General features: G+C 72.2%; 13 protein-coding genes and 1 pseudogene. 8 read left to right on the top strand and 6 right to left on the bottom strand.

Annotated features, from left to right (window positions below; all coding sequences use genetic code 11):
* Positions 1-10: 10 nt before the first annotated feature.
* From BJ964_RS05025 to mce, 3 genes are all read right to left on the bottom strand, one after another.
* The gene (locus tag BJ964_RS05025) at positions 11-1,366 is read right to left on the bottom strand and encodes a coiled-coil domain-containing protein (protein ID WP_188119580.1); all 1,356 of its coding nucleotides are present in this window, start codon (positions 1,364-1,366) and stop codon (positions 11-13) included.
* A gap of 237 nt (positions 1,367-1,603) precedes the next feature.
* On the bottom strand, positions 1,604-2,926 hold the full coding sequence (locus BJ964_RS05020; protein ID WP_188119579.1) for a coiled-coil domain-containing protein: 1,323 nt from the start codon (positions 2,924-2,926) through the stop codon (positions 1,604-1,606).
* Between the two features lie 260 nt (positions 2,927-3,186).
* Positions 3,187-3,669 carry a methylmalonyl-CoA epimerase gene (gene mce / locus BJ964_RS05015; RefSeq protein WP_188119578.1) on the bottom strand — a complete coding sequence of 161 codons (483 nt, stop codon included), beginning with the start codon at positions 3,667-3,669 and terminating at the stop codon, positions 3,187-3,189.
* An 82-nt stretch (positions 3,670-3,751) separates the two neighbouring features.
* Here mce and BJ964_RS05010 point away from each other — a divergent pair, with 82 nt between their 5' ends.
* On the top strand, positions 3,752-4,936 hold the full coding sequence (locus BJ964_RS05010) for an acetyl-CoA C-acetyltransferase (protein WP_188119577.1): 1,185 nt from the start codon (positions 3,752-3,754) through the stop codon (positions 4,934-4,936).
* On the top strand, positions 4,933-5,892 hold the full coding sequence (gene meaB / locus BJ964_RS05005; protein ID WP_188119576.1) for a methylmalonyl Co-A mutase-associated GTPase MeaB: 960 nt from the start codon (positions 4,933-4,935) through the stop codon (positions 5,890-5,892). Before BJ964_RS05010 ends, meaB begins: the two co-directional genes overlap by 4 nt.
* Here meaB and BJ964_RS05000 read toward each other — a convergent pair.
* Positions 5,889-6,470 carry a PadR family transcriptional regulator gene (locus BJ964_RS05000; protein ID WP_188119575.1) on the bottom strand — a complete coding sequence of 194 codons (582 nt, stop codon included), beginning with the start codon at positions 6,468-6,470 and terminating at the stop codon, positions 5,889-5,891. The genes meaB and BJ964_RS05000 overlap by 4 nt on opposite strands.
* Before the next feature lie 52 nt (positions 6,471-6,522).
* Here BJ964_RS05000 and BJ964_RS04995 point away from each other — a divergent pair, with 52 nt between their 5' ends.
* The 4 genes and pseudogenes from BJ964_RS04995 to BJ964_RS49015 all read left to right on the top strand — a co-directional run.
* A complete protein-coding gene (locus BJ964_RS04995) occupies positions 6,523-7,686 on the top strand; it encodes an FAD-dependent oxidoreductase (protein ID WP_188119574.1) in 1,164 nt (387 codons plus the stop codon).
* A 31-nt stretch (positions 7,687-7,717) separates the two neighbouring features.
* Positions 7,718-9,391 carry an acyl-CoA mutase large subunit family protein gene (locus BJ964_RS04990; protein ID WP_188119573.1) on the top strand — a complete coding sequence of 558 codons (1,674 nt, stop codon included), beginning with the start codon at positions 7,718-7,720 and terminating at the stop codon, positions 9,389-9,391.
* A gap of 107 nt (positions 9,392-9,498) precedes the next feature.
* Positions 9,499-10,428, top strand: coding sequence for a tetratricopeptide repeat protein (locus BJ964_RS04985; RefSeq protein ID WP_188119572.1), 930 nt, complete (start codon positions 9,499-9,501; stop codon positions 10,426-10,428).
* A 61-nt stretch (positions 10,429-10,489) separates the two neighbouring features.
* A pseudogene (locus tag BJ964_RS49015) lies at positions 10,490-11,599 on the top strand (arginase family protein); the annotation flags it as partial.
* A 1,318-nt stretch (positions 11,600-12,917) separates the two neighbouring features.
* On the opposite strand, the gene BJ964_RS04975 reads toward BJ964_RS49015, so the two are convergent.
* Positions 12,918-14,834, bottom strand: a complete 1,917-nt coding sequence (locus BJ964_RS04975) for a penicillin-binding transpeptidase domain-containing protein (protein ID WP_229806571.1) — start codon at positions 14,832-14,834, stop codon at positions 12,918-12,920.
* Positions 14,835-15,049: 215 nt separating this feature from the next.
* Between BJ964_RS04975 and BJ964_RS04970 the strand changes: the two genes are divergently transcribed.
* On the top strand, positions 15,050-19,918 hold the full coding sequence (locus BJ964_RS04970; protein ID WP_188119571.1) for an NAD-glutamate dehydrogenase: 4,869 nt from the start codon (positions 15,050-15,052) through the stop codon (positions 19,916-19,918).
* A 262-nt stretch (positions 19,919-20,180) separates the two neighbouring features.
* Here the strand turns inward: BJ964_RS04970 and BJ964_RS04965 are convergent, their stop codons facing one another.
* A complete protein-coding gene (locus tag BJ964_RS04965; RefSeq protein WP_188119570.1) occupies positions 20,181-21,638 on the bottom strand; it encodes a glycoside hydrolase family 3 protein in 1,458 nt (485 codons plus the stop codon).
* 172 nt (positions 21,639-21,810) lie between these two features.
* Here BJ964_RS04965 and BJ964_RS04960 point away from each other — a divergent pair, with 172 nt between their 5' ends.
* Positions 21,811-22,989 (top strand): ROK family transcriptional regulator, encoded by a 1,179-nt coding sequence (locus BJ964_RS04960; RefSeq protein WP_188119569.1) that lies wholly within the window; start codon positions 21,811-21,813, stop codon positions 22,987-22,989.
* Positions 22,990-22,992 lie beyond the last annotated feature (3 nt).

Raw genomic sequence — 22,992 nt, 5'->3', positions numbered from 1 at the left:
CCACCGGTAGTCAATCGGCCTCGGCCGGCACCCGGCTCGCCTGCGGGACGGTCACCTTCGCCGAGGCGGTGACCTTGGCGGGCGGCTCCGAACCGGCGGGATCGGCGGGCTTCTCGTCGTCCTCGGGCTCGGCGGCGGCGGCCAGCACCGCGGCGGCGGCCAGCTCGGCCACCCGTTTCGCCTCTTTCTGCACCTGGCGGCGCACCTCGGCGGCGTGCCGCTCGGCGGCCTCGCCGGAGCGTTTGGCCTCGGCCGCCCGGTTCAGCTCGGCCTCCAGCTCCTGCTTCGCCTCGGCGAGGCGAAGCGCGACCTGCTCGGTCTCCTTCTCGGCCGCCTTCGCCGCCTCCTGCGCGGCGTTCCGCCGCTTCTCGGCGCCGGACGTCTCGACCAGAGCGGCCTCCAGATCACGGCCGGCCTGCGCGATCTTCTCCTGCTGCCCGGCGATCTCCTTGCGTACGGCGGTGGCCTGGTCGTCGGAGCGGCGCAGCACCTCCTCGGCGTACTTGTCGGCCTCGCTGCGCAGGTCGGAGCACTGCTTCTCGACGCCGGCCCGCATCTGGCCCAGCTCCTCGATCACCGAGTGCCGGCGCAGCGCCAGCTCGTGCTCCACGGCCGCCTTGAGGTCGGCCTGCTCCCGCTCCGCCTCGGTGCGCTGCGCGATGATCTCCTGCTGCGTCTTCTCCCGCAGCGCCTTGAGCTCCTGCTCGGCCTGCATCCGGGTGGACTGCACGTAGCCGTCCACTTCGGCCTTTGCCCGCTGGGCGTCCTGAGTGGCCTTCTCGGTGATGTGCTTGCCCTCGTTGCGGGCCCGCCCCAGCGTCGCCTCGGCTTCCACGCGCTTCTGCTCCGTGGCCTGCCGCGCGGCGGCGATCGCCTTGTCGGTGGCGACCCGCTTCGCGGTGTCGGCCTTCTCCTCCTCGGCGCGGCGCGCGGCCAGGGTGATCTCGAAGTCCCGGATGCCGTTGTGGGCGTGCGCCTCGGCCTCGGCCCGGATCCGCTCCGCCTCGGCGAGCCGGCTCGCGATGTCGTCGGTGGCGGACGCCTTGATCGCCTCGGCCTGCTCCTCGGCGAGGAGCAGGATCTGCTCCACCCGTTTGCCGAGGTGCCGGAACGACACCTCGCCGGTGATCCCGGATTCGCGCCGGGCCTGGGTGAGCTCCGCCTGCAGACCCTTGATCTGCGCGCTCAGCGCCTGGATCTGCGAATACGCCTGCTCGCGGTCGTTGAGGAGGGCGGCTATCTCGTTCTCCGCCCGGGTGACGTATCGCTCGACCTGCTTCTTCTCATAGCCCCGGAGGGCCGTTTCGAAGCTGGGCTCGGTGGCCGCCTCTCCGCCGAGACCGAAGATTTCACCGCCGTGCGACATGCTGTCCATCCTCACATACGCATCGTCCCGTGGCGTGTCGATACACACCGGGTTGGAAGAGACCATGCGTGTAGTTGCGATTTGTCTGACCTCGGTCTGCAAACCCAGGCAAGCGCGAAACGAGTCAGGCCGTACCGGAGAAACTCCGGTACGGCCTGATTTCGTCATGTGCCGCCCGACGGGTTCACGGTCGCGTATCCGGGACCGCTCCGCAAGCGGAGGAAACTGAGAGCCGGGTCAGGAATTGGTCTGGGCCGCCACCGGCTCGTCACCGGTCTCCGCCTCTTCGGTCTCCTCGGCCTCCGGCTCAGCGGCCCGCTGAGCAGGCGCGGCGGCGGCGGCCACGGCAGCGGCGGCGGCGGCCGCCGGAGCGCCGGCACCGCCGACCCCCGGAACCAGGCCGGAGAGACCGGACAGCATCTGGCCGAGCTGGTTGGTGACCGCGTCCTTCTGACGGGTGAGGTCCTCGACCTCGCGGCGCGCCGCCTGGGTGGTCAGCTCCGCCTCGGTACGGGCATCGCTGAGCAGACGGTTGCCCTCGGTGCGGGACTCGGTGACGGTCTTCTCCGCCAGGGCGCGCGCCTTCTCCACGGTCTCCGAGGAGTACCGCTCGGACTCGATCCGGCGGGCCTCGGCGCGCTGCTCGATCTCCTTGGCGCGGTCCTCGGCGGCACGGGCCCGCTCCTCGGCCTCGGACACCATCTTCTGGGTCGCGGCGACCTGGGCGGCGTGCCGCTCCGACTCCTCGCGCTCCGCCTTCTCCCGGCGCTCGGCGATCTCCAGGGCCAGCGCCTGGAGGTCCTTGTCACGCTTGTCGCGGGCGTCGGTGAGCAGCTTGGTGGCCTCGGCGCGCTTCTCCTCGGCCTCCCGGGCGGTCTTGGCCCGGGCCTGGGTGATCTCCCGCTCGGCGGTGGCGCGCAGCGACGCGACCTCACGCTCCACGGTCGACTTGAGCTCGGCGACCTCGTGGGCGGTGACGGTACGGAGTTGCTTGGTCTCCCGGTCGGCGTCCGACCGCAGCGTGTCGGCCTCGCGGCGGGCCTGCACCCGGGTCTCGGCGGCCTCCCGCTCGGCGTGGGTGCGCACCTGGCCGGCCTCGCGCTCGGCGGTCGCCTTCATGGCGGCGGCCTCGGCGCGGGCCTTGTCGGTGATCTCCCGGGCCTCGAGGCGGGCCGCGGAGAGAATGCCCTCGGACTCCCGCTTCGCCTCGTTCCGGTGGTCGTTCGCCTGCTCCTCGGCGAGACGCAGGATCTGCTCCACCCGGGTGCCCAGTCCGGAGAGCGTCGGCCGGTTGTTCTCCTCCAGCAGCTTGTTGCTGTCGGCCAGCTTCTGCTCGAGCGCGTTCAGCCGCTGCTCGGCCTGGCGCAGACGCCGCTGGGCGTCGTTCATCCGTTGCTCGGCCTCGCCGCGGGCCTGCTCGGACTGGTTCAGCGCGGCGAGCAGCCGGCCGATGTGTCCGTCGACCTGGTGACGGTCGTAGCCGCGGAGGACGACCGTGAAGTCGTGCTGCGAATTCGCGGTCTCGAAGAAGGCCAGGTTCTGATCCTGCTGCTGGGGCATTGCGCCATCCTGGCGAGAAGGGGGCGGACATGCAAGAGCCGAGGGGGCATCCGAACCGCATAGTAGATCAGCTTCGACCTGGAGCGTGGCGCGGCCCCGGACCGTTCGGGTGACGGCCCCGGCCCACCGGTCGGTCCGGTGTCGTCCCGCCGCCACCTGGACAGTCGGGGCTTCGGGTGATCCCGATCCTGCCGCCGATGTCGTCGGCCCTGCTCAATGGCCCCGATCCTGCCAGGAGACCGGGGCCGCGTCAGGTCGATTCACCCGACCGGGGTACCCCCTCCGGCGGGCTCGACCAACTCGACCAGCACGCCACCGGCGTCCTTCGGGTGGACGAAGTTGATCCGGGATCCGGCGGTGCCGCGTTTGGGGGCGTCGTACAGAAGGCGCAAACCGCGGGACCGCAGGGCCGCGGCGGTCGCCTCCACGTCGGCCACCGTGTACGCCAGCTGTTGCAGGCCGGGACCGCTGCGGTCGAGGAACCGCGCGATCGCCGAGTCCGGCCGGGCCGGGGCCAGCAGTTGCAGCCGTGGGCCGTCGCCGTCGCCGACCGCGAGCATCGCCTCCCGTACGCCCTGTTCCTCGTTGGTCTCCTCGTGCACGCAGCGGAGCCCGAAGTTCGCCGTGTAGAAGGCGATCGCCTCGTCCAGGTCGGGCACCGCTATCCCGACGTGATCGATGCGGAGCAGTCCGGGGAATGTGACATTCCCGTCCCGTCCAGCGCTCGGTGTGTCGTCTGTCATGCGGTTAGTCTCTGACCTGACCCATCGTTAAGGCCACCCCGGGTGTCGCCCCCATCACCCGGTCGTAGATCGGATCGTGACCATGACCAGCTCCGTCATCGTCAGTGGCGCCCGGACCCCGATGGGGCGCCTGCTGGGCAACCTCAAGCACCTCCCCGCCACCGCGCTGGGCGGTCACGCGATCGCGGCGGCGCTGAGCCGCGGCGGCGTCGACCCCGAGCGGGTCCAGTACGTGATCATGGGTCAGGTGCTCCAGGCCGGCTGCGGCCAGATCCCGGCCCGGCAGGCCGCGGTGGCGGCCGGCATCCCGATGACCACGCCCGCCCTGACGGTCAACAAGGTCTGCCTCTCCGGCATCGACGCGGTGGCGCTGGCCGACCAGCTGATCCGGGCCGGCGAGTTCGACGTGGTGGTGGCCGGCGGCATGGAGTCCATGACCAATGCGCCGCATCTGCTGGCCGATCAGCGCCAGGGCCGTAAGTTCGGTGACGTGCTGGTGCGTGACCACACCGCGATCGACGGCCTGATGGACCCGTGGGCCGGCATCTCGATGGGCGAGTCCACCGAGGCGAGCGGCGCCCGGCTGGGCATCACCCGCGAGCAGCAGGACGCGTTCGCCGCCCGCAGCCACCAGCGGGCCGCCGCGGCCCAGCACGACGGCCGGTTCGCCGAGGAGATCGCCGCGGTCCCGGCCGGCGGCCGGGACGCCGGTCAGGTGATCGACACCGACGAGGGTGTCCGCCCCGGCGCCACCGCCGAGTCGCTGTCCGCCCTCCGCCCGGCCTTCACCCCGGACGGCACCATCACCGCGGCCAGCTCCTCGCCGATCTCCGACGGCGCGGCCGCGCTGATCGTGATGAGCCGGGCGAAGGCCGAGGAGCTGGGCCTCACCTGGATCGCCGAGATCGTGTCGCACGGGAACGTCGCCGGGCCGGACAGCTCGCTCCAGTCCCAGCCGTCCAACGCCATCAAGCACGCGCTGGACAAGGCCGGGCTCGAGGTGGACGATCTCGACCTGATCGAGATCAACGAGGCGTTCGCTCAGGTGGCCATCCAGTCGGCCCGCGAGCTGAAGGTGGATGAGGAGATCGTCAACGTGAACGGTGGCGCCATCGCGCTCGGGCACCCGATCGGGATGTCCGGAGCCCGGCTGGTGCTCACCCTCGCCCTGGAGCTGCGGCGCCGCGGCGGCGGGCTGGGCGCGGCCGCGCTGTGCGGCGGCGGTGGCCAGGGCGACGCGCTGATCATCAAGGTGCCGGCGGCGTGACGTCGAGGCGGACCCGTGATGTGCCCTCCCTCGTCGCCAAGGCCCGGGAGGGCGACGCGCGGTCCGTGGCCCGGCTGATCAGCCTGGTGGAGAACGGCGATCCCGCGCTGCCCGAGGTGGCCGCCGCGATGGCCCCGTTCGCCGGCCGGGCCCAGGTCGTCGGCCTGACCGGCGCGCCCGGCGTGGGCAAGTCGACCACGACGAACGAGCTGGTCCGGGCCCTCCGCGAGACGGGGAACCGGGTCGGGGTGCTGGCCGTCGACCCGTCCAGCCCGTTCACCGGCGGGGCGATCCTCGGCGACCGGATCCGCATGCAGGACCACACCGCCGACTCCGGCGTCTACATCCGCTCGATGTCCAGCCGCGGCCAGCTGGGTGGGCTCTCCGCGGCCACCCCGCAGGCGGTCCGGGTGCTGGAGGGCGCCGGCTGCGACGTGATCCTGGTCGAGACGGTCGGCGTGGGCCAGGCCGAGGTGGAGATCGCCTCCCTCGCCGACACCACGCTCGTGCTGCTCGCGCCGGGGATGGGCGACGCCATCCAGGCGGTCAAGGCCGGGGTGCTGGAGATCGCCGACGTCTTCGTGATCAACAAGGCGGACCGGCCCGGCGCCGACGCCACCTACCGCGACATCCAGGGGATGCTCGCGCTCGGCGGGCGCGGCCCGGACGAGTGGCGGCCCCAGGTGGTGCGCGCGATCGCGGCCAAGGGTGAGGGCATCGACGACGTGGTGGCCGCCATCGGCAAGCACCGGGACTGGCTGGAGAGCACCGGCAACCTGCGCAGGCGCCGGGAGCACCGGGCGTCGGCGGAGATCTCGGCGCTGGCGCTGGGCACGCTGCGGGCCCGGATCGGCGATCTCAGCGGCGGCACGGCCCTGCCGCTCCTCGCCGCACGCGTCGTGGACGGTGAGATCGACCCGCACGCCGCCGCCGCCGAACTGGTCGCCGGTCTCTAGCCGAAGCGGGCCAGCGTCTCGTCGATGAGCGCGCGGTCCCAGCTCAGGCTGCCGTCGTCCAGGTCGGCGACGACCCCGCGCAGCCAGGCGATCTCGGCCCGCAGCACGGCCGCCCGGTACTCGTCCTCGATCAGGAAGAGCCGGGGCAGGCCGGGTGGCGCCTGCGCGTCGATGGCCGCGACCCGGTCGGTGAGTGTCTCGAGCCGCCGTTCGAGCAGCTCCCGGGTCTCGGCCGGGCTGAGGATCGGCAGGAAGGCGAGCGCCACCGGGAACTCCGGGAACTCCCGGGCCGGCTCGGGCAGCATCTCCAGCAGCCAGCGGCGCAGCGTGGCGGCGCCCTCCTCGGTCACCTCGTAGACGGTCCGCTCCGGGCGCCCGGCCTCCCGGCTGGTGCCGCCGGGGCGGGCCAGTCCCTCCCGGACCAGCCGGTCGAGGGTCTGGTAGACGCTGTTCCGCTGCGCCACGTTGACCAGTTGGTCCTGACCGCGCTGCTTGATCACCTGCTGCATCCGGTACGGGTGCATCGGCGCCTCCACGAGCAGGGCCAGCAGAACCATCGCCAGGGGAGACCGCTTCATGCGGCCAGCTTAGGACTTGACGATTCTTAGTCATCTCATTAATAGTTATCCAATGACTAAAGAAGCTGTCGTGATCGGTGGCGGCATCGCCGGCACCGCCACCGCCATCGCCCTGCACCGCGCCGGCTGGCGCCCGGTGATCTACGAGGCCGCCGAGCGGGACGCCGGTGAGCGGGGCGTCTTCGTGACCCTCGCGGTCAACGGGGTGACCGCCCTGCGTGCCCTCGGCCTGGACCCGGCGACGGTTCTGGCCCGCGGGTTCGCCACCCCGGTGATCGCGCTGCACGGCGCCTCCGGGCGGCTGCTCGCCGAGGTCCCGCTCGGTGGGCCGCTGGCGGACGGGACGGTCAGCACCACGATCCGTCGCTCCGATCTGTACTCGGCACTGCGCGCCGAGGTGGCCGCCCGCGGCATCCCGATCGAGTACGGCGCCCGGCTGACCGGCGTGTCCGGCGCCGTGGCCGAGTTCGCCGACGGCCGCACGGCGCGGGGAGACCTGCTGGTCGGCGCGGATGGACTGCACTCGCGTACCAGGGAGGTTCTCGATCCGAAGGTTCCTCAGCCGCACTATCTCGGCCTGCTCAACACCGGTGGCTTCACCGACGGCCCGGTCCGGGACGCGCCGCCGCCCGGGGTGATGCGGATGTCCTTCGGCCGGCGTGCCTTCTTCGGCTGGGTGACCGCCCCGGACGGCTCCGTCTGGTGGTTCGCCAACCCGCCGCGCCGGCGGCCGGCCGAGCCCGGCGAGTTCACCCCGGACAGCTGGCGGGCGTACCTGCTGGAGTTGTTCGCCGGCGACCCGGCGGCTGATCTGATCCGGGCCAGCAGCGAGGTCCTCGGGCCGTGGAACACCCGGGACCTGCGGCGGGTGCCGGTCTGGCACGGCGAGCGGATCGTCCTGACCGGCGACGCGGCACACGCCGTCGCGCCGTCCTCCGGTCAGGGCGCGTCGATGGCGCTGGAGGACGCCGTGGTCCTCGGGCACAGCCTGCGCGAGAACCGGGACGTCCCGGCGGCCCTCGCGGCGTACGCGGCCGCCCGCCGCCCCCGGGTGGAGAAGGTGGTCGTCCAGGGCCGGCGCAGCAGTTCCTCGAAGGTGCTCGGCCCGGTCCGCGCGGCGCTGCGGGACGCCACCCTGCCGGCGGTCATGCGGCTGCTGTACCGCAACGGCGACCCGCAGGCCTGGATCTTCGAACACCGGCTTCCGGGGGCTTAATGATCGTTCAGTTCTGCTCTACGATGGCCGCATGGACGCTGCCGAGATCCATGCCGGCCGGGAACGCTGGCAACGACGCTACGATGCGGCCCGCAAGCGGGACGCCGACTTCACCACGCTCTCCGGCGTGACGGTCGACCCCGTCTACGGGCCCCCCGAAGGCGCCGCCCATCCCGGATTCGAGCGGATCGGATGGCCGGGCGAGTTCCCGTACACCCGGGGTCTCTATCCGACCGGATACCGCGGACGGACCTGGACCATCCGCCAGTTCGCGGGGTTCGGCAACGCGCGGCAGACCAACGAGCGCTACAAGATGATCCTGGCCGCCGGCGGCGGCGGTCTCAGCGTCGCGTTCGACATGCCCACCCTGATGGGCCGCGACTCCGACGAGCCCGAGTCGCTCGGCGAGGTCGGGCACTGCGGCGTCGCGATCGACTCGGCCGCCGACATGGAGGTGCTGTTCGAGGGCATCCCGCTCCAGGACGTCACCACCAGCATGACCATCTCCGGCCCGGCGGTGCCGGTCTTCTGCATGTACCTGGTGGCCGCCGAACGGCAGGGCGTCAACCTGCGCGACCTCGACGGCACCCTCCAGACCGACATCTTCAAGGAGTACATCGCGCAGAAGGAGTGGCTCTTCGCCCCGGAGCCGCACCTGCGCCTGATCGGCGACCTGATGGAGTACTGCGCCGCCGAGATCCCGAAGTACAAGCCGCTGTCGGTGAGCGGCTACCACATCCGGGAGGCCGGCTCGACCGCCGCGCAGGAGCTGGCGTACACGCTGGCCGACGGCTTCGGCTACGTCGAACTGGGACTGTCCCGCGGCCTCGACGTCAACCAGTTCGCGCCCGGGCTGAGCTTCTTCTTCGACGCGCACGTGGACTTCTTCGAGGAGATCGCCAAGTTCCGCGCGGCCCGGCGGATCTGGGCCCGGCACCTGCGCGACGACTACGGCGCCACCAGCGAGAAGGCGCTGTGGCTCAAGTTCCACACGCAGACCGCCGGGGTCTCGCTCACCGCCCAGCAGCCGGTCAACAACGTGGTCCGGACCGCCATCGAGGCGCTCTCCGCGGTCCTCGGCGGCACCAACTCGCTGCACACCAACGCCCTCGACGAGACCCTCGCACTGCCCACCGACGAGTCCGCCGAGATCGCCCTGCGCACCCAGCAGGTGATCATGGAGGAGACCGGGGTGGTCAATGTGGCCGACCCGCTCGGCGGATCGTGGTACGTGGAGGCGCTCACCGACCGGATCGAGGCCGAGGCGGAGGAGATCTTCACCCGGATCCGCGAGCTCGGCCACGACGGCAGCATCACCGCCGGCATCCTGCGGGGCATCGAGGACGGCTGGTTCACCGCGCACATCGCCGAGGCCGCGTTCGCCTACCAGCAGGCGCTGGAGAAGGGCGACAAGAAGGTGGTCGGCGTCAACGCGCACAACAGCACCCTGGCCAAGGAGCTGGAGATCCTGCGCGTCTCCCACGAGGTCGAGCAGGTGCAGCGGCGCGAGCTCTCCGCCCGCAAGACCGACCGCGACGGGGTACGGGTGAAAGCGGCTCTGGAACGGATGGTCGCGCTGGCCCGTACCGGGGAGAACATGATCCCCGCGATGCTCGACGCCGTCCGTGCCGAAGCCACCCTCGGCGAGATCTGCGGCGTGCTGAAATCGGAGTGGGGGATCTACCGGGAGCCGCCGCGCTTCTGACCACCGGACCCGGCCGGCTCCCGGGCCGGCCGGGTCGTTGTGACGTCCGATATCGAGGGGCTGGTGGCGGCGCGAACAGGCGTGACAGCGTGCGAGACTAGGTAACCATGAGCGACCCACGGACCACTCCGTCGATCTTCACCCGCGGCGCGGTCGATCTCAGCGCGCTGCGCCCCGCGGCACCGGCCAAACCGGCCGCCCCCAGCAGTCCCGCCGCCCCCGCGGCCACCCCGGACGCGGGCGTGCCGGGCACGGTGCCCGGCGTCAATCCGGAGACGGTCATCGATGTCACAGAGGCCGACTTCCAGGCCGTTCTGGAGCGGTCACTGACCACTCCGGTGCTTCTGGACTTCTGGGCCGACTGGTGCGACCCGTGCAAGAAGCTGTCGCCGGTGCTGGAGCGCCTGGCCGCTGAGTACGGCGGTGCGTGGATACTCGGCAAGGTCAATGTGGATCTCAACCCGCGCCTGGCGCAGGTGTTCCGGGTGCAGGGCATCCCCCAGGTGACCGCGGTGATCGGCGGGCAGCCGGTGGAGGGCTTCAGCGGAGTCCTGCCCGAGGCCCAGATCCGGCAATACATCGACGCCGTCCTCAAGGCGGCCGGGGTCGAGGTGGCCACCCCCGAGGACCCGCGCCTCGACGCGGCCGACGACGCCCTGATGACCGGCGACCTGGACGAGGCCGAGGCGGCGTACCGGAAGATCCTGGCCGAGTCGCCCGCCGACGCGGCCGCCGAGTCCGGCCTCGCCCAGGTCGAGCTGTACCGGCGGATCAGCGGCGCCGACCCGTCGTCCGTGCTGGCCAAGGCCGCCGCCGACCCCGACGACGTGGCCGCCCAGCGGCTCGCCGCCGACATCGAGGTGCTCAGCGGTCAGGCTCCGGACGCGTACGCCCGCCTGATCGCCCTGATCAAGCGGACCACCGGCGACGACCGGGAGGCCGTCCGCAAGCACCTGCTGTCGCTGTTCCTCGTGGCCGGCCCGGAGGACCCCGCGGTCGCCGGCGCGCGGCGTGCGCTGGCCAGCGCGCTCTTCTAGCCCGCGGTTCTCGTAGGCTGCGGTTCTCGTAGCCCGCGGTTGTCGAACGAAGGAGGGCGTCGTGCGCCGCATCGCCGTTCTGGACGCGCCGTCCAATCTCGGCCTGCGCCCGCCGACCGCGACGTCGGTGCCGGGCTGCGCCAAAGCGCCCGGCGCCCTCCGCGATCAGGGCCTGCTCACCCGCCTCGCCGCCCGCGACGCGGGCTGCCTCACCCCGCCGCGGTACGACCCGGGCGACTGGCGACCCGGCGACGGGGTGGCCCACGCCGCCGAGATCGCCGCATACTCGCGGGCGCTCGCCGACCGGATCGGCGCCATCATCGACGGCGGCGAGTTCCCGGTCGTCCTCGGCGGGGACTGCTCCATCCTGATCGGATCGGGCATCGCCATGCACCGGCTCGGCGACGCGGTCGGCGGCCGCATCGGGCTGGTGTTCGTGGACGGTCACTCCGACTTCCGGCACCCCGGCAACGCGTCGTACGTGGGCGCCGCCGCCGGTGAGGACCTCGCCCTCGTCACCGGCCGCGGCCAGGCGAACCTCGCGGCCATCGAGTCCCGCCGGCCGTACTTCCGCGACATCGACGTGGTCGTCCTCGGCATCCGCGCCCAGGACGAGTACCGCCTCGACCTCCAGGCCGCCGGCATCGTGACGCGGCCGGTCCCCGCGCTGCGTGCCGAGGGCGCCGCCCGCAGCGCCCAGTGGGCCCGCGACCAGCTCGTCGACTGCGCCGGCTACTGGGTGCACGTGGACGTCGACGTCCTCGACCCGGCCGTCATGCCCGCCGTCGACGCCCCCGACCCGGGCGGCATCGCCTTCCCCGAGCTGGAGTTGCTGCTGGCCGGCCTGGTCGAGTCCCCGCACTGCCTGGGCGTCGAGATCACCGTCTTCGACCCGGACTACGACCCGGACGGCCGGTACGCCGCCGAGATCACGTCCGCCGTGGCGAGCGGGTTGTCCCCGGTCCGGGCCACGACCCCGCGCCCGGACCTGGTCGCGGCCCGCCGCGACCTGGCCACCACGGCCACACCGGACCTCAAGGCGGCCGCCGGCGACCCGGCCGCGCCCGCCGCACCGGACTTCGAGGCGGCCGACACCGCTACGTCGGCCACTGAGCCTTCCCGCACGTCGGCCGGCGAGCGGCCCGGCTCGGCGACGACCGGTGACTCCGCTGGTGGAACCGCGCTCGCCGAGTCCGCGCCCGGAGCCGGGCCGGGTTCGGAAGCCGCCGCGGGCGGGGCGCCGGCCGGCGAGGCGTCAGCCAGGGCCGAATCGTCTGATGCGCAGACGGCGGATCCCGCAGACGGCGCATCAGCCGGTGAGCCGGGGTCCGGGGCCGCGTCCGGCAGCGCGGGGGCGGTCGATTCCGCTGGTGGGAACCCGCTCGGTGAAGCGCCGGTCTCAGCCGGGTCCGGGCCGGTTGCGCCCGATTCCGGGTCCGGGCCGGTTGCGCCCGCCGGCGGATCGGGGGCGGTCGACCCAGGCGCCGGTGTGCCGCTCGGCGAGCCCGCAGCCGGGGCCGGGGCGGGTGTCGCGGCGCGCGGCGCGATCCCGGTACAGGTGGGTCCGTCCTCCTCCGGTGACGCCGCGACGGAGAGCGGCCGGGGCGGGTCCGCGTCGGCTCGCCCGATGGAGAACACGCTGCCCGTGGACGCGGAGTTCGTCCTGGCGGCGGCCCTCGGCACATCGCGGAGCGCCAACGGCCGCCGCACGGCCGGCATCGGGGACGACTCCCGGACAGCCCATGACCGATTCAGCTCATCCCCGGCATCGAACGGCTCGACGCACAGCGAGGCCGTTGAGGTCTCCTACCAGGTGGGCGAACCCGGTGACGACCCCGGCGTGGAAGCCGATCCGGACCGATCAGACCCGGAAAGCTCCAGCCGAACCGATACAGACCACGCCGACCGGGATCATGCCGACCGGGACCGCGCCGATTCGGAGAGCGCCGATCCTGGCGACGCCGACCTGGACGGTTCAGACCCGGAAGAGGCCGAGCCGGAGGCGACGTCCGAACCGGCCGATCAGGAATCCGTGCCGCCGCGTGACAAACCGGACACCAGGTCTGGGCCGAACGAGGTGCGCCTGCTCTCCCGGCTGCTCGGTTCCGCTCCGCTGCTCGACTCGGAGCCGATCCCCGCGACCCGTCCCGGCATGCTGCGCCCGCGCCCGCCGGCGGATCCGCCCGTGGACGGCGGCTTCGGCCCGCCGACCGCGGGCCCGGACCCTCTCGACGGTCTCCCACCCGGCGCCGCCTGATCGCTGCCCGGCCCGCTGAACGACCCTCACGGCCGGCTGGATCTTCCCGGCTGGTTGTGGGTGCTGTTTCGGTGGGGTGAGACAGCACTGGCAGCCGGCCGGATCGGTTCGGGTGGGGGTGACCGGAGGCATCGGCCCGGCGGGCGCGTCACGGCCTGGACCGGGCAGATGCTCGCGGGGTGCTACGGGACGGTCCACGTTGGCGGGTGCGGTCCACCCCGTACGAAATAGGTCAGTTCAATGCGGTGAGGAAGCGTTTTACGGCCGGGACGGCGGCCTCGGAGCCGGCGCCGCCCTTCTGGACCATGACGGCGAAGGCGATGTCGCCCTGGTAGCCGACGAACCAGGAGTGGGTGTCGGCGGAGCCGGTCTGGAATTCGGCGGTGCCGGTCTTGCCGTAGACCGGTTTGCCGGGGACGGAGCGGAGGGCGGTGCCCGTGCCGGACGTGACCACTTCGCGCATCATCGAGCGGAGCGCGGTGATGGCCTCCTGGTCGAGTTGCTGGGCGGGGGTGGCGGTGGGCGCCGGGTCGAGGACCAGGGTGGGGGCCTGGAACTGTCCCTTGGCGACGCCCGCGGTGGCCGCGGCCATGGCGAGCGGGCTCACCACCGTGCTGCCTTGACCGAAAACGGCCGCTGCCAGCTCGGTGGCGGTGCCGCCGTCGGAGACCTGGCCGGTGTAGGCGTCGACGCCGAGGTCCCATTTTCCGCCGAGGCCGAGGACGCCGGCCGCCTCCTGGAGTCCGGCGGAGCCGAGTTTCGGGGCGAGGGCGGCGAAGGCGGTGTTGCAGGACTTCGCGAAATCGACGTGGAACGGGACCTTGCCGAGCGCGGTGTCGTGTGAGTTCTTGAACTCGCGGCCGTCGACGGTGAGGGTCTTCGGGCAGTCGACGGCGGTGTCGGCGGTGATCGCGTCGCGGGCGAGCAGCCCGTACGCGGAGATCATCTTGAAGGTCGAGCCGGGCGGCACCTGCCCGGTGAAGGCGGTGTTGACGCCGCCCGGGTCGGGCCCGTTGGCGGCGGCCAGCACGGCGCCGTCACCGACCCGGATCGCCACCAGCGAGCTGGGCTGTTTCTCGGCGGCGAGGGCCTGGTCGGCGGCGTTCTGCACCCGGGTGTCCAGGGTGATCTTCACGGGTTTGCCGGCGACCGGCTCGGAGGTGAAGAGCTTGGTGTCCTCGGTGGCGCCGTCGGCGGCCTCGCGGGCGATGACCACCGAGAGGCCGGAGACGCCGCGCAGGGTGGTGTCGTACTTCTCCTGGAGCCCGCCGTGCCCGGTGTTGTCACCGACCGCGAGCACCCCGCCGGAGTTGGCGATGTCCTCCTCGGTGGCCTGGTCGACGGTGCCGAGCAGGGAGCGGGCGAACTCCCGGGTGGGCGCGAGCGACCGGGTCTCCTCGCGGAAGACGGTGCCGGCCAGCGGCCGGACGTCCGTCCGGATCTTGTCGTAGACCGCCCGGCGCAGCGTGACGAGTTCGATGAAGGCGCCCGGGTCGGACTGTTCGACGCGGGTCCTCAGGGTGCCGAGGTCGACGTCGACGTCCACCTTGCGGAACGCCGCGGCCAGGTCTTTCTGGAGCTGGGCGAGGTCCTTGATCTTCTCCGGGCTGACGCCGATGACGACCACCTTCTGCGGCCCGAAGAGCGCCTTGCCGTTCGCGTCGACGATGGCGGCGCGTTCCGGGGCGACCCGCCGGAGCCGGAGCTTGTCGCCGGGGCTGAGCTCGGACTGGACCATGGCCGGCTCCCAGACGACCTGCCAGCCGTCGCTCTTGGCCTTGGTGAGCCGGACGGTGCTCGGGTAGCTCCACTCGACGCCGCCGGGCAGCGCCCACTTGACGGTGACCGGCGCGGTGGCGTCGTCGCCGGTGGTCTTGACGTCGCCGGTGCCGGACACGGTGACCTTCTGGTCCAGGAGGTCGCCGTAGAGGTCGCGCATCTGGGTCTGCACCTCGGGCGCGGGAACCTCGGCGCCGGCCGCGGTGACGAAGCCGACCTTGTTCAGGTCGCCTCCGGACCAGCCGCTCAGGAAGTCGGAGACGGTGTCGCCGGGGCCTTCCGCGGAGCAGCCGGTCAACCCGCCCGCGGTCAGCACGAGCAGCAGTGCGGACAGGCCCGCCGGGGTGCGGCGCATGTGTGTTCCTCCCATGAGACGACCGTGAACGACCGTGAACGCTGTGACAACCATGATTGGCTAGGTCGCACGGTAATGGGTACAAGCCCGTCGTGGGGGTTCCCGGATGGGGCGATACCACCCAAACGCCGCTGGCACACCCGGGGTGTGAGGTGGGCCATGGGCATGGTTCTAGGCTGTGCTCGACACGTTCGAGCCCACAATGCCGTGGGTGAGGGGAGCGCCGGACCATGGCTGTCGCCGACGAGGCAGCGACCGATTCTGATCAGACCGTTCTCGACGATGTGCCAAACGCTGAGCGGTTGGTGGCGCAGGCTGTCGAACAGGCGGGGGACGACCACACGACCGCATCTCTGGTGGGCCGCTTCTGGCGGTTCGCACCCGACGAGGAACTGGTCGGATACACACCCCAGGAGATGTTCGCGGCCGCGGCGGAGCACCGCGAACTGGCCCGCAACCGGCTGCCCGGTGAGCTGAAACTCGCCATCACCGAGCCGTCCGGGTCGCAGTCGCACAGCGTCCTGCGGATCGTCACCGACGACATGCCGTTCCTGGTCGACTCGGTGATCGCCCTGCTCAACGCCCACAACCTCCAGGTGTATCTGACGGTTCACCCGCTGATCGTGGTGCGCCGCGAGCCGCTCGGGGCGCTGGCCCACCTCGAGGCCGAGGTGGAGCCGGACGACGCCATCGAGGGCGACCTGGTGGAGAGCTGGATCCGGATCGAGATCGACCCGGTCCGCCGCCCGGAGGCCCGCGAGCAACTGCTCAACGAGGTGCGGCGGGTGCTCACCGACGTACGGGACGCGGTGGAGGACTGGCCGCGGATGCGCCAGCGGGCCATGGTCATCTCCGACGAGCTGGCCGCCGCCCGGGGCTCCGAGCACCCCTCACCGGTGCCGGACAAGGACCTCACCGACTCGATCGAGCTGCTCAAGTGGCTGGCCAACGATCACTTCACCTTCCTGGGGTACCGGGAGTACCGGCTGGACGACGGGGTCCTGTCCGCGGTTCCGGGCACCGGGCTGGGCATCCTGCGCGGGGCGAGCAAGCCGCGCCGGCTGGCCGAGGAGATGGCCCCGGAGATCTACGAGCGGGCCATGGAGAAGCGGCTCCTGGTGATCACCAAGGCCAACTCGCGGGCCAGCGTGCACCGCTCCGCGTACCTCGACTACATCGGCGTGAAGCTGTTCGACGAGGCCGGCGAGGTGGTCGGCGAGCGGCGGTTCCTCGGCCTGTTCTCCAGCTCGGCGTACCGGACGAGCGTGCGCGAGCTGCCGGTGGTCCGGCGCAAGGTGCAGGAGGTGATGGACCGTTCGGGCCTGTCGCCGCGCGGCCACTCCGGCAAGGACCTGCTCCAGATCCTGGAGACCTACCCCCGGGACGAGCTCTTCCAGATCAAGACCGACGACCTGTACGAGGCGGTCATCGGGGTGCTGCGGATGGCCGGCCGCCGGCAGCTGCGCCTCTTCCTGCGCCGCGACGGGTACGGCCGGTTCATCTCCTGCCTCATCTACCTGCCCCGGGACCGCTTCACCACCGGCAACCGGCTGCGCATGCAGGAGATCCTGCTCCGTGAGCTGAACGGCGTCGGGGTGGACTACACGACCCGGGTCACCGAGCGGATGCTGGCGCGGGTGCACTTCATCGTGCGTACCGACCCGGCCGCCCCGCCCGGCCAGTTGGACCCGAACGAGCTGGCCGAGCGGCTCGCCGACGCGACCCGGATGTGGGACGACGACTTCTCCCTGGTGCTGGAGCGCAAACTCGGCGACGAGCAGGCGCGGCGGCTGTTCCAGCGGTACTCGGCGGCCTACCCGGAGAGCTACAAGAACACGCACACCCCGTACGAGGGGATGCAGGACCTGGCCAAGCTGGAGCTCCTCGAGGAGCCCGGCCAGCTGGCCATGCACCTGTTCCGGCGGCGGCGACTGGGCGCGGACGGCACTCCGCAGCCGGACGAGCGCGACGTCCGGTTCAAGGTCTACCGGTACGGCGAGCCGATGATGCTCTCCGCCGTCCTGCCGGTGCTGCACTCGCTGGGCGTCCGGGTCACCGACGAGCGGCCGTACGAGATCCGCCGCCCCGACGGCACCATCTACCTGTACGACTTCGGCCTGCTGCCCCCGGCCGGCCACCGCGAGCTGGCCGAGGTCCGCCCGCAGGTGGAGAACGCGTTCGCGGCCGCCTGGCGGGGCGAGGCCGAGGTGGACGGCTTCAACGAGCTGGTGCTGCGGGCCGGTCTCACCTGGCGGCAGGTGGTGGTGCTGCGGGCCTACGCCAAGTACCTGCGCCAGGCCGGGAACGTCTTCACCCAGCAGTACGTGGAGTCCACCTTCACGGCGTACCCGGAGATCGCCGGTCTGCTGGTGCGGCTCTTCGAGGTGCGGTTCTCCCCGGCGCTGCCGATCGGCGAGGCGGAGCGGACCCGTCGCGCCGGCGAGCTGCGGGGCCGGATCACCGAGCTGCTCGACCAGGTGGAGAGCCTGGACCAGGACCGGATCCTGCGCTCCTACCTGACCCTCATCGAGGCGACCCTGCGGACCAGCTTCTACCAGCGTGGGGTGGAGGGCCGGCCCAAGTCGTACGTGGCCTTCAAGCTGGACCCGCAGGCCATCCCGGAGCTGCCGCAGCCCCGGCCGAAGTTCGAGATCTTCGTCTACTCGCCCCGGTTCGAGGGCGTGCACCTACGGTTCGGCGCCGTGGCCCGGGGCGGTCTGCGCTGGTCGGACCGGCGGGAGGACTTCCGGACCGAGGTGCTCGGCCTGGTCAAGGCGCAGATGGTGAAGAACTCGGTGATCGTGCCGGTGGGCGCGAAGGGCGGCTTCGTGCTCAAGCAGAAGCCGGGCGACCGGGACGAGGCGGTGGAGTGCTACCAGAGCTTCATCACGGCGCTGCTCGACGTCACCGACAACATCCTGAGCGGCAAGATCGTGCCGCCGGAGGACGTGGTCCGGCACGACGGCGACGACCCGTACCTGGTGGTGGCCGCGGACAAGGGCACCGCCACGTTCAGCGACATCGCCAACGAGATCTCGGTCCGCAAGGACTTCTGGATGGGCGACGCGTTCGCCAGCGGCGGCTCGGCCGGTTACGACCACAAGAAGATGGGCATCACCGCCCGGGGCGCGTGGGAGTCGGTCAAGAAGCACTTCCGTGACCTGGGCACCGACACCCAGTCCGAGGATTTCACGGTGGTCGGCGTCGGGGACATGTCCGGCGACGTCTTCGGCAACGGCATGCTGCTGTCGCAGCACATCCGGTTGGTGGCGGCCTTCGACCACCGCCACATCTTCCTGGACCCGGACCCCGATTCCGCGATCTCGTACGCGGAACGCGAGCGCCTGTTCGGCCTGCCCCGATCGTCCTGGGCCGACTACGACGCGTCGCTGATCAGCGAGGGCGGCGGGGTGTACCCCAGGTCGGCCAAGTCGATCCCGGTCAGCCCGCAGGTCCGGGTCGCGCTGGGTCTCGGCGAGGCGCCCGCGATCAGCCCCGCCGACCTGATGCGGGCCATCCTCAAGGCCCCGGTCGACCTGCTGTTCAACGGCGGCATCGGCACCTACGTGAAGGGCGCCGCCGAGTCGCACGCCGAGGTGGGCGACAAGGGCAACGACGCGATCCGGATCAACGGCTCGGACCTGCGGGTCAAGGTGGTCGGCGAGGGCGGCAACCTGGGGTTGACCCAGCGCGGGCGGATCGAGTTCGCCCGCTCAGGTGGCCGGGTGTTCACCGACTTCATCGACAACTCGGCCGGGGTGGACTGCTCGGACCACGAGGTCAACATCAAGATCCTGCTGGGTGGGGCGGTCGTCGACGGCGAGCTGTCCCTGCCGGAGCGGGACGAGCTGCTCGCCGCGATGACCGGCGAGGTCGGCGAGCTGGTGCTGCGGGACAACTACGAGCAGGCCATGGCGCTGGGCAACGCCCGGTCGCAGGCGCACTCGCTGCTCCCGGTGCACCGGCGGCTGCTCACGTCGCTGGAGGAACGCGGCGAGCTGAACCGGGAGCTGGAGGCGCTGCCGTCGGATCTGGAGCTGGCCGCCCGGTACGAGAACGGCCAGGGTCTCACTCCTCCGGAATTCGCGGTGCTCCTCGCGTACGTCAAGATCAGTTTGGAGCGTGAGGTCCTCGCGGACGAGCTGGTCGACGAGGCCTGGACCACCGATGTGCTGTCCGGGTATTTCCCGACCCCGCTGCGCGAGCGGTTCGCCGGGCGGATGGCCGGGCACCGGCTGCGCCGGGAGATCATCTCGACGGCGCTGGTGAACGAGGTGGTCAACCGGGGCGGCACCTCGTTCGTCTACCGGGCGATGGAGGAGAGCGGGGCGTCGGCGGCCGACGTGATCCGGGCCTACGTGGTGGTTCGCGACGTCTTCGGCCTGGAGGAGATCTGGGCGGCCGGTGAGGCGCTGGACAACCGGGTGCCGACCTCGGCGCAGACGCTGGTCTTCCTGGAGACCCGGCGGCTGCTCGACCGGGCGGTCCGCTGGCTGGTCAGCACCCGGCGCTCGCCGCTCGACGTGCCCGGTGAGATCGCCAAGCTGCGGCCCGGCATCTCGACGCTGCTGCCGCTGCTGCCCGAGGTGATCGTCGGCGCCGAGCGGCGGGCCCTGTTCGACCGGATCGCCGAACTGGTCGCGAAGGACGTGCCGGAGGATCTGGCGGCCGCGGTGAGCCGGGTGTTCTACGGTTTCGGGCTGCTGGACGTCCTGGAGACGGCCGCCGCCATCGACCGGGACGCGGAGGAGGTGGCGCAGGTCTACTTCGTGCTCTCCGAGCGGTTCGGGGTGGACGCGCTGCTGTCGCACATCTCCCGGCTGCCGCGTGGCGACCGCTGGCAGACCCTGGCCCGGATGGCGCTGCGTTACGACCTGTACGCCGCGCTGGCCGCTCTCACCGCCGAGGTGCTCCATTCGACGCCGTCCACGGCGTCACCGGAGGACCGGGTCTCCGAGTGGGAACAGGTGAACGCGGCGTCGATCGCCCGGGCGTCCAATGCGATGGGCGATGTCGACGACTCGCCGGCCGACCTGGCGGCGCTGTCGGTGCTGCTGCGCCAGATCCGCACCCTGGTGAAGACCTCGTCGGCGGGCTGACCAGGGCGAAACGGTGATGAGCCGGGCACGGCGTGCTGCTCCCGAAGTCACGCCCTGCCCGGCTCATCATCTGCGTCGCGGCATCCCGACTGGTCCCGAGCCGATTCCGCGACGTCCCCAGACCCACCTTGTGGCCATCACGCTAGGTGACGTCCCGGCGTGTGGGGAAGTGGTCGGTGTGCGGATTACCCGTTCGGTTGGCCCGTTTCGTGCCGTAGGTTCACTCATTTACGACATATGATGAGATATGCGTCCGTGCTGATTACGCAGCGTGATGAAGGTGGAGCGCCTCGGCCGCGGCACGGCCGTTGGCGAGGCTCGCCCCGTGGGTCACCACGTAGACCCGGACGCCCTCCGGCCGCCACGGCGACGGCCAGCCCATCTCGACGACGCCGACCGGCCGCTCGGCGGCCAGCTTCCCGATCAGGGTGCGGGCCGCGGGGGAGCTGTGCAGACGACGGCCGACCAGCACGATCGGCCGGTCGCCGGCGGCCGCCGCCAGCGCCTCCGGGGTGGTCCCGTCGGCCGGTACCTCGATCTGCTCGATCCCGTCCAGGTGCGGCCCGAGCCCCCACGGCACCCGGCCCTCGGCGATCGAGTGGCCGGACACGAACTGCACCACCAGCGGGGACCGCACCTCGGCCGGGTCGCCCTCGACGATCATCCCGCGGCGGGCGGCCTCGACGCCCAGGCCGCCGTCGCCGGGTTCGGCCGGGCGCGGGGTCGCGCTCCAGAGGGCCAATGCGCTGGTACGGGCGACCGCGTCCTCCAGCCGGGCGAGCTCCAGCCGCCCGTCCCCGGTGGCCGCGGCGATCTCGGCGGCGATCGCCTCGACCAGCGCCCGGTCCACCACGGCCCCGATGCAGAGCAGGTCGGCCCCGGCCGCCAGCGCCGACACGGCGGCCCGCGGGATGCTCCCCGCCGTGGCGGCCGCACCGCGCATCTCCAGCGCGTCGGTGACGATCGCGCCGCCGAAGCCCAGCTCGCCGCGGAGCAGCCCGGTCAGCGCGGCCCGGCTGAACGTGGCCGGCCCGTCCCCGGTCAGCTCCGGCACCCGGATGTGCGCGCTCATCACGGCGCGGGCGCCGGCCTCGACGGCGGCCGCGAACGGCGGCAGGTCGCGCTCCCGCAGCACGGCCAGCGGCACGTCGACGGTGGGCAGCTCCAGGTGCGAGTCGGTGACCGTGGCGCCGTGCCCGGGGAAGTGCTTGGCGCACGCCGCGACCCCGTTGGCCTGCAACCCGGCCACGGCCGCCCCGGTGTGCCGGGCGACCAGCGCCGCGCCGGCCCCGAACGAGCGGGTGCCGATGATCGGGTTCTCGGCGACGCTGTTCACGTCCACGGTCGGCGCCAGGTTCAGGTTGATCCCCACGGCCGCCAGGTCGGCGCCGATCGCGGCGTAGATCCGCCGGGTCAGCTCCGGATCGTCGGCCGCGCCGAGCGCCGCGTTCCCGGGGTACGGGCTCCCGGTCCGGTGCCCCAACCGGGTGACGTCGCCGCCCTCCTCGTCGATCGCGATCAGCGCGTCCGGCCGGGCCGACCGCAGCTGGGCGGTGAGCCGTGCGACCTGCTCCGCCTCGCCGACGTTGGCGCCGAACAGGGTGTGCCCGGCCAGCCCCTCGGCGAGCAGCTCACCCGCCCAGTCCGGGGCGGCGTGCCCGGGAAAGGCGGCGAGCAGGGTGTTCAGGGCGAGTCGGCGGAGGCCGGGGTCGAGGGCCATGGTGTCCTTCCGAAGACGCAACTCTGGCCGTTTCCCGCCGGGAGCTGCCATGATCGCTCGCAGTCGATGAGCGTCTTACGGTCCGGCGACGTTGCCTACCGTTACGCTGCGGCTGCGTGTCGTGCGTCGACACTGTAACAGGAAAGAATCTTTCTTATTAGGGGACGAACGTATGGCCGCCACCCGCCTCCCGGGCACGCCCCGGTTGCTGCGCGCTCTCAACGACCGCGCGGCGCTGGACCTGCTGCTCACACGAGGCCCGCTGACCCGGGCGCAACTCGGCGAGATGACCGGGCTCAGCAAGGTCACCGCCTCCCAGCTGGTCGAGCGGCTTGAGGAGCGCGGCCTGGTCCGGCGGGTGGGTGAGCAGGCCGGTGGCCGTGGCCCCAACGCACAGCTCTACGCGGTGACCCCGTCCAGCGCCCACGTCATCGGGGTGGAGGTCGGCCCGGAAGGTGTGGTGGCCGCCTGCGCCGACATCACCGGCACCGTGATCAGCCGGGTCGAGCAGAGCACCAAGGACACCGACGACCCGGTCGGCGTGGTGCACAACGCGGTGGTCCAGGCCGCCGGGGAGGCCGGCGCCGACATGTCCTCGGTCCGCCGGGTGGTGCTCGGCACCCCGGGCCTCGTCGACCCGCAGTCCGGTGAGATCTCCTTCGCCCACGACCTGCCCCGCTGGCACCGCGGCCTGCTCGCCGACCTGCGCCGCGACCTGAACATCCCGGTCTTCTTCGGCAACGACGTCAACCTGGCCGCGGTCGCCGAGTCCGGCACCGGCGCGGCCACCGGGGTCGCCGACTTCGCGCTCGTCTGGATCGGCCGGGGCGTCGGTCTCGCCACCGTCCTCGGCGGCCGCCTGCACCAGGGCGCCACCGGCGCGGCCGGCGAGATCGGCTACCTGCCGGTGGCCGGCGCCGAGGTGCCGCACAACGCCTCCCGCCGCGGCGTGAAGGGCGCCTTCCAGGCGATCGCCGGCGCCGACGCGGTCAAGACGATCGGCAAGCAGTTCGGCTTCCGCGGCGCCGAGGCGGCCGACGTGGTGCGGGCCGCCGTCGCGGCCGGCCCGGCCGGCGAGCCGGTGCTCGACGAACTGGCCCGCCGCCTGGCGCTGGGCGTGGCCGCCACCTGCGTGGTGCTCGACCCGCCGCTGGTGGTGCTGGCCGGCGAGGTGAGCCGGGCCGGCGGTGCGGCGCTGGCCGACCGGGTGGAGCGTGAGGTGGCGGCGATCACGCTGGTGTCGCCCAAGGTGGTGGTCACCCGGGTGGCGTCCGAGCCGGTTCTGCACGGTGCGCTGCGGATGGCGCTGGACGCGGTCCGCGACGAGGTGTTCGGCTCGACCACCGACTGACGG

It is taken from the genome of Actinoplanes lobatus (assembly GCF_014205215.1).
GTDB lineage: Bacteria > Actinomycetota > Actinomycetes > Mycobacteriales > Micromonosporaceae > Actinoplanes > Actinoplanes lobatus.
The sequence above is the reverse complement of the archived record's forward strand: the minus strand, read 5'-3'. Positions and strand labels throughout refer to the sequence as shown.